This window comes from Microbacterium azadirachtae (assembly GCF_000956545.1).
GTDB lineage: Bacteria > Actinomycetota > Actinomycetes > Actinomycetales > Microbacteriaceae > Microbacterium > Microbacterium azadirachtae.
Genome location: NZ_JYIT01000082.1, coordinates 14,788 through 26,234, shown reverse-complemented (window position 1 = coordinate 26,234; position 11,447 = coordinate 14,788). Strand labels below are relative to the sequence as shown.

The following is an 11,447-nucleotide window of genomic DNA, read 5'->3' as shown; positions in this document are numbered from 1 at the left end:
TCGCTAGGGTGAAGGCGTGGCGGAATCCGATTCTGAGCTGAGAGCGCGGCTCGAGGCGCCGATCGAGCGCGCCGCCGCGCTCACCCGCCGCACGATGCAGGCGTTCCCGATCAGGGTCTGGCGCCGGTTCCTGCAGCGCAACGGCTTCCTGCTCTCGGCGGGCATGAGCTACCAGGGGCTCTTCGCCGTGTTCGGCCTGCTCTACATCGGCTTCGCCTCGGCCGGGCTCTGGCTCGGCGGAAGCGCGCGGGCGATCGCCCTGCTCACCGCGATCGCCAACAGCTACATCCCCGGCATCATCAGCGATCACGGCCTCGTCCATCCCGAGGACGTGCAGGCGCTCGCCTCCGAGGCCAGCGGCGTGCTCAGCGTCACGGGCATCGTGGCCGCCGCGGTCGTCGCCTGGACCGGCATCACGGCGGTCACCTTCACCCGGCGGGCCGTGCGCGACATCTTCGGCCTGCCCTACGACAGCCGCAGCTTCGTGCTGCTGAAGCTGCGCGACGGCGTGGCCGGGATCCTGTTCGGTCTGGCCCTGCTGGTCGGATCCGTCCTCGGCTTCGTCGGGGTGTGGGCGCTGCGCCAGATGCTCGACCTGCTGGGGTGGCAGCTCGGCGCCGCAGTGTTCGACTTGCTGACGCGCGCGGCATCGGTCGTGGTCATGTTCGCGCTCGACTCTGCGGCGATCGCGCTGCTGGTCCGCTTCCTCACGGGCACGCGGCTCGCCTGGCGCACGATCCTGCCCGGCTCGATGCTCGGCGGCGGCGCGGTGGTGGTGCTGCAGCTCGGCGCGGGCCTGCTGCTCGCGCACACGCCCGGCAACCCGCTGCTCGCGACGTTCGCCGTGGTCGTGGCCATGCTGCTGTGGTGCCGCTGGGTGGCGGTCGTGATCCTGGTCGCCGCCGCATGGATCGCGCTGACCGCGGAAGACCGCGACCAGCCGCTGCAGGAGGTCGACGAGGACGCCGCTCGGCGCGCCGAGCTCGCCGCCCTCTCGCTCGCGGCCGAGGTGCGCCTGCGACGCGCGGAGCAGGAGTACGACGCCGCACCCTGGTGGCGCCGTCGATCGGCCGCCAGGGCCGTGCGCGCGGCGCGCGAGGAGTGGGGCGACGCGCTCGCCGACGAGGCCGCTGCCGCTCCTCCCCCGGCGGACGAAGAAGGCCTGCTCCGCCTGCTGCTCGAGGGTCCGCGACGCGGCGACGCCGGCCCTGCGGCTGCGGACGGCGATGTCGGAGGCGCTCGTTAGGCTGGATCCATGCCCCACCTGCGTATCGCCACGGTCAACGTCAACGGGATCCGCGCCGCGGTCCGCAACGGAATGCACGGCTGGCTCGACGAGGCAGAGGTCGATGTGCTGACCCTGCAGGAGGTGCGCGCCCAGGACGAGCACCTCGAGGCCGCGTTCCCCGGCTGGTCGATCCTGCACGACGAGGCCACCGCGAAGGGCCGCGCCGGCGTCGCCGTGCTGAGCCGCGAGCCCGCGCTCGCCTCGCGGACCGCGTTCGGGCCCGACGAGTTCGACTCCAAGGGGCGCTGGCTCGAGGCCGACTTCGCGCTCGGCGGCACTCCCCTCACGGTGGTCAGCGCCTACGTGCACAGCGGGGAGGCAGACAGCCCGAAGCAGGACGAGAAGTGGAAGTTCCTCGACGCGATGACCGTCCGCATGGGCGAGCTCGGCGCCGACGGAGCCCTGGCGCTGGTGACGGGCGACCTGAACGTCGCTCATCGCCCCCTCGACATCCTGAACTGGAAGGGGAACGTCAAGAAGGCCGGCTTCCTCGCCCGTGAACGGGCTTATTTCGACCGATTCCTCGGAGCCGCGGGCGAACCGGCGATCGGTCAGGAGGGCGTCGGCCGCGGAATGGTGGGCCAGCTCAGCGACACGCGCCCCTTCGTCACGGAGGGTGATGGCAAGGGGCTCGGCTGGGTCGACGTCGGGCGCGCTGCAGCCGGCGAGGTCCCCGGTCCGTACACCTGGTGGACGATGCGCGGCCAGGCCTTCGACAACGACTCCGGCTGGCGGATCGACTACCACCTCGCCACGGCGCCCCTCGCGGCACGGGCGACGAACTATCGCGTCGCCCGGGCCGCCACGTACGCCGAGCGGTGGAGCGACCACACGCCGGTCATCGTCGACTACACGTACTGACCGAGGCTGCGGTCGGGGGGCTGTGTGCCGTCCCCGTAGGATTGGTTCGTGACCAAGCCCCGCCTCTACTCCGGAATGCAGCCCTCCGCCGACTCCCTCCAGGCCGGCAACTACATCGGGGCGCTCCTGCAGTGGCGGGAACTGCAGAACTCCTACGACGCGTTCTTCTCCGTCGTCGACCTGCATGCGATCACCGTGCCGCAGGATCCCGCCGAGCTGCGCGAGAAGACCCGTCGCACCGCGGCGCAGTACATCGCCGCCGGCATCGAGCCCTCGCAGTCCACGCTGTACGTGCAGTCGCATGTGCGTGCCCACGCCGAGCTGGCCTGGATCCTCAGCACCATCACCGGCTTCGGCGAGGCCGGCCGGATGACGCAGTTCAAGGACAAATCCTCGCGCTTCGGCGCCGACGCGACCTCGGTCGGGCTCTTCACCTACCCGGTGCTGATGGCCGCGGACATCCTGCTGTATCAGACCGACGTCGTGCCGGTGGGCGACGACCAGAAGCAGCACGTCGAGCTGACGCGCGACCTCGCGGAGCGCTTCAACTCGCGCTTCGGAGAGACGTTCGTGGTGCCGATCCCCGTGATCCAGAAGGACACGGCGCGTATCTACGACCTGCAGAACCCGACGTCGAAGATGTCGAAGTCGGCCGAGTCCGACGCCGGCGTGCTGTGGCTGCTGGACGATCCGGCGAAGTCGGCGAAGAAGGTCATGCGCGCCGTGACCGACAACGAGGGCTCGGTGCGCTACGACCGCGAGAACAAGCCCGGCGTCTCCAACCTGCTCACGATCTACGCGGCCCTCACCGGCCGCCAGATCGCGTCGATCGAGGACGAGTACGCGGGACGCGGCTACGGCGACTTCAAGAAGGGCCTCGCCGAGGTCGTCGTGAACGAGTTCGGCCCGGTGCGTGAGCGCGCGAACGAGCTGCTCGCCGATCCGGCGGAACTGGACCGGATCCTCGCGGCCAACGCCGCCCGTGCCGACGAGGTCGCCGACAAGACCCTCGCCGACGTGTACGACCGGGTCGGACTGCTCCGCCGCGTCTGAGCCCGGTGCCGTGGGTTGCACGCCCGCGCACCGACGCAACGCAGGAGATTCGACTCCCCTCCGGCGATCCGGGGCCCTTCGGCGCCGATTCTCCTGCGTTCTGTCTCTCCGCCTCAGCGGCGAAGGGCCAGAAGAGCCCGGACGGCATCCGTGAGCACGCGGGGCGTGGTGAGGACCATGCTGGCGGTGGGCCGGATGCAGACATGCCCTCGTGCAGCGAGCGCGAGGTCGCGCCATCGATCCCGCTCCTGCGGGGCCCACCCGGAGAGGGAGCGGTCCAGCGGAATCCCGAACGCGTCGACGTCAGCCATACGGCGATCGTTCCCGTGCGCGCACCGACATGGAGGCGCCCTCACGTGATCGGTGGACAACTGCTCCGTGGCCTGATCTGTGCAGGAGGTCCTGGTCAGCGGCCCCGCGCGAACACAACGCAGGAGATCAGGTCCCTGCCCGGACTCATCCGGGAGTTGGACCCCTTTTCTCCTGCGTTGTGTACGCGGGTGGTCGGGACAGCCACCAGGGGAGCCGGCGGCGGGGCCTAGGCTGGGCCGATGGAACCGGTCGAGCTGCGCACACCCCGCCTGATCCTGCACGCCCCGACGTCCGCCGATGTCGACGCGATCACGACGGCGTGCCAGGATCCGGAGATCCCGCGGTGGACCACAGTGCCGAGCCCCTACGTCCGCGCCGACGCCGAGGACTTCGTCCGCCTCATCGGCGAGTGGTGGGAGGACGGATCCGAGACCGTGTGGGCGGCATACGCCGACGGCGAGCTCGTCGCATCCATCGGCCTGCACCACATCGTCGATCACCCGACCGGCGGCGATGCCGAGCTCGGCTACTGGGTCGCCGCGCCGGCGCGCGGCCGCGGGTACCTCACCGAGGCGGCCCGTGCCGTCATCGACTGGGGGTTCGCCGAGCTGGGCCTGGCCCGCATCCGGTGGCGCGCGGTGGTCGGCAACGTCCCCTCGGCGCGGAGCGCCCGGGCGCTCGGGTTCCGCTATGAGGGTCTCCTGCGCCAGGGACTGGCCGGTCCGCGCGGGCGGGACGACGGATGGAGCGGCGGGCTGCTGCGCACCGACGACCGCACGCCGGTGGACTGGCCGATCGACCTCGGCTGACCGGCCGCGGTCCCGGTCGGCGGCCCCGATGTCGTCCTCCGGTGGCAGGATGTTCCCATGCCGGAGATGCCAGAGGTGCAAGGGCTGGTCGACTTCCTCGCCGAGCGCGCGGTCGGGCTGAAGGTCACGCGCGCGTCCGTGTCGGCGATCTCCGCGCTCAAGACCTACGACCCGCCGGTGACGGCGCTGCCCGGGTCCACTGTCCGCGCGGCGACGCGGCATGGCAAGTACCTGGATCTGACGCTGGAGAGCGCCGCGGAGCCGGGGCTGCACCTCGTGTTCCACCTCGCCAAGGCCGGCTGGCTGCGCTGGTACGACGCCCTGCCGACCACGCTGATCCGGCCCGGGAAGTCTCCGATCGCGCTGCGCGTGGCGTTCGACGACGGCAGCGGGTTCGACCTCACCGAGGCCGGCACGAAGAAGTCCCTCGCCGTGTACGTCGTGCGGGATCCGGCCGAGGTCCCCGGAATCGCCCGGCTCGGGCCGGATCCGCTGGACCCGGCGTTCACCCGTGACGCGTTCGCCGCGCTGCTCGAGGGCAGGCGCACGCAGATCAAGGGGCTGCTGCGCGACCAGGGCGTGATCGGCGGCATCGGCAACGCCTACTCCGACGAGATCCTGCACGCCGCCCGGATGTCGCCGTACGCGCCCGCCGGAGGCCTCGGCGACGACGACGTGACGCGGCTGTACGACGCGATGCAGACCACGCTGCGCGAGGCCGTCGCCGCCGCGAGCGGCAAGCCGCCGGCCGACCTCAAGGACGCGAAGAGGCGCGGCATGCAGGTGCACGCCCGCCGGGGCGAGGCCTGTCCCGTCTGCGGCGACACGGTGCGCAGCGTGTTCTTCGCCGACCGCTCGCTCGAGTACTGCCCCACCTGTCAGACCGGCGGCAAGGTGCTCGCGGACCGGCGACTGTCCCGGCTGCTGAAGTAGCCGACCGCGACATGGGACGTCATAGATGCATCCGCCGGAATGAAACCGGAACCGGCGCGTTGACTAAGCTGAGAGCAACACAACGTGCTCCGGGGTCGGTGAGAATCCGAACCGGCGGTGACAGTCCGCGAACCGAGGATCCGACCGGGATCCGAGGCCGATCCGGTGGAATTCCGGGACCGACGGTGATGCGAGCGAGAGCTTGCGAGTCCGGATGAGAGGAAGCACGCACGATCGTCGTGCGCCCGACCCCGACTCCCTGAACAAGGACGAAGAAGGCGACATGACGGCGACAGCGGCAGAGCGCGCAGCGATGGCGCACGCTCTCGAGGTCGCGCGCCGCGGACCCCGTGGCCTGAATCCGCAGGTCGGCGCCGTGATCCTCTCCCCGAGCGGCGAGATGCTCGCCGACGGGTGGCATCGCGGATCCGGCACGCCGCACGCCGAGGTCGACGCGCTCTCGAAGCTCGCCCCGGAACAGCTCCGCGGCGCCACCGCCGTGGTCACGCTCGAGCCCTGCAACCACACGGGCCGCACCGGACCCTGCGCACAGGCGCTCATCGACGCCGGCGTCGCCCGCGTCGTGTACGCGCTGGACGATCCGGGAGTCGTGTCCGGCGGCGGCGCAGAGCGGATGCGCGCGGCCGGCATCGATGTCGAGTCCGGGGAGCAGGCCGATGCGGCGGAGGCGCTCATCGGCGACTGGCTGACGGTGCAGCGCCTGGGGCGCCCGCACGTCACCGTGAAGTGGGCGCAGAGCCTGGACGGCCGCGCCGCCGCGGCGGACGGATCCAGCCAGTGGATCACCGGCCCCGAGGCACGGGCCGACGTGCACCGCCGCCGCGCCGCCGCGGACGCCATCGTGGTGGGCACCGGCACGGTGCTCGCCGACGACCCCGCGCTCACCGCGCGCGACGGCGACGCACTGCTCCCCCATCAGCCGATCCCCGTCGTGATCGGCTCGCGGACGACACCGGCCGACGCGGCCGTGCGCCGGCACCCGCACGCCCCCCTGTTCTACTCCGGTCACGAGCTCGACGCGGTGCTCGCGGAGCTGCGGGAACGCGGCGTCCAGCGCGTGTTCGTCGAGGGGGGTCCGACCCTGGCGAGCGCCTTCGTCGCGGCCGGCCTCGCCGACCAGGTCCTCGCGTATGTCGCCCCGGTCCTGCTCGGCGGCCCGCGGCTCGCGCTCACCGACATCGGCGTGACCTCGATCGACGAGGCGCACCGGCTCGTCGTCGACGAGTGGCTGCCGCTGGGCCCGGATCTGCTGGCGATCGCCCGCCCGCTGACGTCGGGCGAGAACACATCCCGGAACGAAGGAGACGCCTGATGTTCACCGGAATCATCGAGGAGATCGGCGAGATCACGGCGATCACGCCCGAGGGAGACGGCTGGCGCCTGACCGTGCGCGCCCCCCGGGCCGCGTCCGACGCGGTGCACGGCGAGTCGATCGCCGTGAGCGGGGTGTGCCTGACCGTGGTCGCGTCGACCGCCGAGACGTTCGACGCGGACGTCATGAAGCAGACGCTCGACGTGGCCGCGATCGGCGGCGCGACGGTGGGCACCCGCGTCAACATCGAGAAGGCCATGCCGGTCGGCGCCCGGCTGGGCGGGCACATCGTGCAGGGCCACGTCGACGGCGTCGGCGAGGTGCTCGAGGTGCGACCCGGCGCCCAGTGGAGCGTGCTGCGGATCTCGCTGCCCGGCGACCTCGCACCGCTCGTCGTGGACAAGGGATCCATCTCCGTCGACGGCACCTCGCTGACCGTCAGCGCCGTAAGCGCGCCGGCCGCGGACGCCGCGTGGTTCGAGGTGTCCCTGATCCCCGAGACCCTCGCCGCCACCACGCTCGGAACCCGCGCCGTCGGCGACCGCGTGAACCTCGAGACCGACATCCTCGCCCGGCACGTGGAGCGCCTGCTCGCCTTCCGTGCCGCGGGCGACCCCGCAGTCCCCGGCGCCGACCGCGCCGTCACAACGGAAGGAGGCTCGCGATGAGCCTTTCCACCATCGAGGAGGCGCTGGAGTCGCTCCGCGCCGGACGCCCCGTGCTCGTCGCGGACGACGAGAACCGCGAGAACGAGGGCGACGTGATCCTCTCCGCCGAGCTCGCGACCCCCGAATGGGTCGCGTGGACGGTGCGCTGGACCTCCGGCTACCTGTGCGCGCCCATGCCCGCCGACATCGCCGATGCGCTGAACCTCCCGCCCATGGTCGAGGCCAACGAGGACGCCCGCAGCACCGCGTACACGATCAGCGTCGACGCGGCGAGCGGCGTCACGACCGGCATCAGCGCCGCCGACCGCGCCCGCACCCTGAACGTGCTCGCGGACGCGGCGTCGACGCCGTCCGATCTCATCCGCCCCGGTCACGTGCTGCCGTTGCGCGCCGTGGACGGCGGCGTGCGTCAGCGCGGCGGGCACACCGAGGCCGCGGTCGAGCTGATGCGTCTCGCGGGGCTGCGCCCCATCGGCGCGATCGCCGAGGTCGTCGCCGAGGACGGGAGCATGATGCGCCTGCCCGGTCTGCTGGAGCTCGGCGAGCGCGACGGGATCCCGGTGATCACGATCGAGCAGCTCGTCGCGCACCTCAACGAGGTCGACCCGCGGGACGAGGCCGACTGCGTCGCGAGCAACACGCGCCGCCGGGTCAGCCTGCGCGCGGACGCGACCGTTCCCACCACGCACGGGGTGTTCCGTTTCCTCGCCTACAAGGACCGCATCACCGGCACCGACCACATCGCGGTCGTCTCCGGCGAGCCCACCGAGACCGCGCTCGTACGCGTGCACTCGGAGTGCCTGACCGGCGAGGCGTTCGGCTCGCTGAAGTGCGAGTGCGGCCCCCAGCTGGACGCCGCCCTCGACGCCATCGAGCAGGACGGCGGCATCGTCATCTACATGCGCGGCCACGAGGGACGCGGCATCGGCCTCATCAACAAGCTGCGCGCGTATGCGCTGCAGGAGGAGGGGCTCGACACGGTCGACGCGAACCTCGCCCTGGGTCTGCCCGCGGACGCCCGCGACTATGCGGCGGCGGCCGGGATCCTCAGCGACCTCGGGGTCAAGAAGGTGCGGCTGCTGACCAACAACACCGACAAGGTCGCGCAGCTGCGCCAGCTGGGACTGGACGTGATCGAGCAGGTTCCCCTGATCGTCGGCGTCGGCCCCAACAACCACCAGTACCTCGAGACCAAGCGCGACCGCATGGGCCACATCATCGGCGAGTCCGAGCTCGCCGCCGCCCTGGCCGCCAACACGGCCGACAACGCAGAGGAGCACGCATGAGCGGCGCGGGAGCACCGACCACCGGAGGATTCGACGCGAGCGGCCTGAACGTCGTCATCGTCGCCGGCACCTGGCACGAGACGATCACGAACGGCCTGATCGCCGGCGCCCAGCGGGTGCTCGAGGAGACCGGGGCGAACCACCGTCTGGTGCGCGTCCCGGGATCGTTCGAGCTCGCCGTGGCGGCGCAGGCGGCGTTCGCCGGCGGCGCCGACGCCGTGGTCGCGCTCGGCGTGATCATCCGCGGCGGCACCCCGCACTTCGAGTACGTCTCGGCGGCGACCACCGACGGCCTCACCCGGGTCTCGCTGGACGCGGGCAAGCCCGTCGGCTTCGGCGTGCTCACGCTGGACGACGAGCAGCAGGGTCTCGACCGCGCCGGGCTCGAGGGCTCCAAGGAGGACAAGGGTGCCGAGGCGGCGGACGCCGCGCTGCGCACCGCCCAGGTGATCCGGTCGCTGCGCGGCTGAGCGCCCGCGGCTGAGGCGAGCCTGCCTGGCGAGGGGGGCGGACGCGGGCATAGCCTGTGCTCATGCAGACCCTCCGCGAGATCGTCGTCTTCATCCACCTGATCGGCTTCGCCACGCTGTTCGGCGCCTGGCTGGCCCAGGCGTTCGGGGGCAAGCGCCAGTTCACGCAGCTCATGAACATCGGCCTCGCGATCGCCGGTGTCGCGGGCCTCGCGCTCGCCGCCCCCTGGGGCATCGACTGGACGCCCGGGATGAGCTTCTACATCAAGATCACGGTGAAGCTCGTGGTCCTGATCATCATCGGCGCCCTGCTCGGCATCGGCATGGGTCGCCAGAAGCGCGGCGAGACCGTTCCTGGCGGCATGTTCTGGACGGTCGGGATCCTGGCCCTGCTGAACGCCGGGCTGGGGTTCTTCTGGCACTGAGCACCGCGCACCACCTCGTCGAACGCGGGATCCGGTCATCCGGGTCCCGCGTTCGTCGTTCATCCGACAAGGCGCATACGTCCTCGTCGTCATACTCCGCGGTGGTCGCGTGTCCGCCTGTGGATCGGCTGAACGCCGGGCGTAGACTCCCCCGTGCTGCCGCGCTGCTGGGGGGCCCGGCGAGCGTGATCGACGTACCGACCGGAGGACTGCATGAGCACCGCCACGACCGCACCCGCCAATCCTCGATCGCGGGTGATCCTCGCGAGCCTCATCGGCACGACGATCGAGTTCTACGACTTCTACGTCTACGCGACGGCGGCGGTGCTGGTCTTCCCCATCCTGTTCTTCCCGACCGGGAACGACACCACGGCGCTGCTCGCGTCGTTCGGCGTGTTCGGCGCGGCGATGATCGCCCGCCCGATCGGCGCGATGGTGTTCGGCCACTTCGGCGACCGTTACGGCCGCAAGGCCACCCTCGTCGCCTCGCTGCTCACGATGGGCATCGCGACCTTCCTGATCGGCGTGCTGCCCACGTTCCAGCAGATCAACTGGTGGGCGGCGCTGCTGCTGCTCATCCTGCGTCTCGCGCAGGGATTCGCGCTCGGAGGCGAGTGGTCGGGCGCCGCGCTCGTCGCCACGGAGAACGCCCCGGAGGGCAAGCGCGCCTGGTACGGCTCGTTCCCGCAGCTGGGGGCGCCGCTCGGCTTCATCATCGCGAACGGCCTGTTCCTGATCATCAACGCCCTGCTGCCGCACGCCTCGGATCCGACGCAGAAGTCGGAGGCGTTCCTCGGCTGGGGCTGGCGGGTGCCGTTCCTGTTCTCGGCCGTGATGGTGATCATCGGGCTGTGGGTGCGGCTGAAGCTCGTCGAGTCGGACACCTTCAAGCGCGCCGAGGTCAAGGGCACGATCCGCAAGCTGCCGCTTGCGACCGTCTTCCGCCATCACTGGAAGCACCTGATCCTCGGCACGTTCGTGATGCTGGCGACCTATGTGCTGTTCTACCTGATGACGAACTTCACGCTGTCGTTCGGCACGAAGCCGTGGTCGGTCGAGATCGCGTCCGCCGCGGCGCAGAAGGCGGCCGAGGCGAAGGGCGCCCCGTTCGACCCGGCCGCGTTCGCGGCGCAGTTCTACCCGGGTCAGGGGTTCGGCTACACCGACTTCGTGGTGATGCAGATCATCGGCGTCGTGTTCTTCGGGATCTTCACGCTGCTGTCCGGTCCGTGGGCGGATCGGATCGGGCGGCGCACGCTGCTGATCTGGACGACGGTCGCGATCATCCTCTTCGGCTTCACCTTCCCGCTCTTCCTCGGGCGGCACGCCGGTGAGCCGTTCGCCGCGGTGCTGACCCAGTCGTTCCTGATCCTCGGCTTCCTGCTCATGGGCACGACGTTCGGGCCGATGGGCGCGCTGCTGCCCGAGCTGTTCCCCACGAATGTGCGGTACACCGGCTCCGCGGTCGCGTACAACGTCTCGTCGATCCTCGGCGCCGCCGTGGCGCCGCTGATCGCGGTGTGGCTGTGGCAGCTCGCCGACGGCTCGCCCGTGCTCGTGGGCATCTACCTCTCGGCCATGGCCGTGCTGACGCTCATCGCCCTGATCCTCATCCCCGAGACCAAGGACCACGACTACGAGGACGACCTGGGCGTGCCCACGCTGCCCTGATCGGGGCCGCCCTCGCTGCGCGGCGCTCGGGATCCGCCGACGGATCCTGTCCGCCGCAGGCGAAAGGGAAACCGTCAACATCGATTGACAGATCTCGCGGCGTCAACAAGCATTGACACCAGGAGGTCATCATGATGAGGACGGCGAACGATCTGGATCCCCAGGGCGAGCCGCTCGCCGAGCTGCACCGACTGGTCGCGGTGCGTCGCGACATCGCCCGCGCCGAGGAGGTGCAGGTGCGCCGCGCCCGTGCGGCAGGCTACTCGTGGCAGGCGATCGCGAGCGCGCTGGGCACCACCCGGCAGGCCGCGCATCGCCGATTCGGCCGGCGCTGAGGC

General features: G+C 71.2%; 13 protein-coding genes and 1 riboswitch. Of the genes, 12 read left to right on the top strand and 1 reads right to left on the bottom strand.

The genetic code is table 11. The features are described 5' to 3' along the window. The first annotated feature begins 16 nt into the window (after positions 1-16). Genes RL72_RS13180 through trpS form a run of 3 tightly spaced genes read left to right on the top strand, consistent with a single transcriptional unit; the run spans position 17 to position 3,202 of the window. A complete protein-coding gene (locus RL72_RS13180; protein WP_045251324.1) occupies positions 17-1,246 on the top strand; it encodes a YihY/virulence factor BrkB family protein in 1,230 nt (409 codons plus the stop codon). A 9-nt stretch (positions 1,247-1,255) separates the two neighbouring features. Beyond that, on the top strand, positions 1,256-2,149 hold the full coding sequence (locus RL72_RS13175; RefSeq protein WP_045251323.1) for an exodeoxyribonuclease III: 894 nt from the start codon (positions 1,256-1,258) through the stop codon (positions 2,147-2,149). 48 nt (positions 2,150-2,197) lie between these two features. Continuing rightward, on the top strand, positions 2,198-3,202 hold the full coding sequence (trpS, locus tag RL72_RS13170; protein ID WP_082072388.1) for a tryptophan--tRNA ligase: 1,005 nt from the start codon (positions 2,198-2,200) through the stop codon (positions 3,200-3,202). A gap of 113 nt (positions 3,203-3,315) precedes the next feature. On the opposite strand, the gene RL72_RS13165 is transcribed toward trpS, so the two are convergent. Further along, positions 3,316-3,513, bottom strand: coding sequence for a hypothetical protein (locus RL72_RS13165; protein ID WP_045251322.1), 198 nt, complete (start codon positions 3,511-3,513; stop codon positions 3,316-3,318). Positions 3,514-3,753: 240 nt separating this feature from the next. Here RL72_RS13165 and RL72_RS13160 point away from each other — a divergent pair, with 240 nt between their 5' ends. The 9 genes from RL72_RS13160 to RL72_RS13120 all read left to right on the top strand — a co-directional run bounded on the left by RL72_RS13160 (position 3,754) and on the right by RL72_RS13120 (position 11,444). Further along, on the top strand, positions 3,754-4,323 hold the full coding sequence (locus RL72_RS13160) for a GNAT family N-acetyltransferase (protein ID WP_045251321.1): 570 nt from the start codon (positions 3,754-3,756) through the stop codon (positions 4,321-4,323). A 57-nt stretch (positions 4,324-4,380) separates the two neighbouring features. Next, on the top strand, positions 4,381-5,256 hold the full coding sequence (locus RL72_RS13155) for an Fpg/Nei family DNA glycosylase (RefSeq protein ID WP_045251320.1): 876 nt from the start codon (positions 4,381-4,383) through the stop codon (positions 5,254-5,256). Positions 5,257-5,337: 81 nt separating this feature from the next. Next, positions 5,338-5,487, top strand: a riboswitch (FMN riboswitch). A 52-nt stretch (positions 5,488-5,539) separates the two neighbouring features. Then, positions 5,540-6,589 (top strand): bifunctional diaminohydroxyphosphoribosylaminopyrimidine deaminase/5-amino-6-(5-phosphoribosylamino)uracil reductase RibD, encoded by a 1,050-nt coding sequence (gene ribD / locus RL72_RS13150; protein ID WP_045251465.1) that lies wholly within the window; start codon positions 5,540-5,542, stop codon positions 6,587-6,589. Continuing rightward, positions 6,589-7,257 (top strand): riboflavin synthase, encoded by a 669-nt coding sequence (locus RL72_RS13145; RefSeq protein WP_045251319.1) that lies wholly within the window; start codon positions 6,589-6,591, stop codon positions 7,255-7,257. The genes ribD and RL72_RS13145 overlap by 1 nt, the downstream gene beginning before the upstream one ends. Further along, complete coding sequence (gene ribA, locus RL72_RS13140) at positions 7,254-8,543, top strand: GTP cyclohydrolase II (protein WP_045251318.1); 1,290 nt, start codon at positions 7,254-7,256, stop codon at positions 8,541-8,543. The genes RL72_RS13145 and ribA overlap by 4 nt, the downstream gene beginning before the upstream one ends. Further along, the gene (gene ribH, locus RL72_RS13135; protein ID WP_045251317.1) at positions 8,540-9,013 is read left to right on the top strand and encodes a 6,7-dimethyl-8-ribityllumazine synthase; all 474 of its coding nucleotides are present in this window, start codon (positions 8,540-8,542) and stop codon (positions 9,011-9,013) included. The genes ribA and ribH overlap by 4 nt, the downstream gene beginning before the upstream one ends. A 62-nt stretch (positions 9,014-9,075) precedes the next feature. Then, a complete protein-coding gene (locus RL72_RS13130; RefSeq protein WP_045251316.1) occupies positions 9,076-9,438 on the top strand; it encodes a hypothetical protein in 363 nt (120 codons plus the stop codon). A 213-nt stretch (positions 9,439-9,651) separates the two neighbouring features. Next, a complete protein-coding gene (locus RL72_RS13125; RefSeq protein ID WP_045251315.1) occupies positions 9,652-11,109 on the top strand; it encodes an MFS transporter in 1,458 nt (485 codons plus the stop codon). A gap of 131 nt (positions 11,110-11,240) precedes the next feature. Then, positions 11,241-11,444 carry a transcriptional regulator gene (locus RL72_RS13120; RefSeq protein ID WP_082072387.1) on the top strand — a complete coding sequence of 68 codons (204 nt, stop codon included), beginning with the start codon at positions 11,241-11,243 and terminating at the stop codon, positions 11,442-11,444. Positions 11,445-11,447 lie beyond the last annotated feature (3 nt).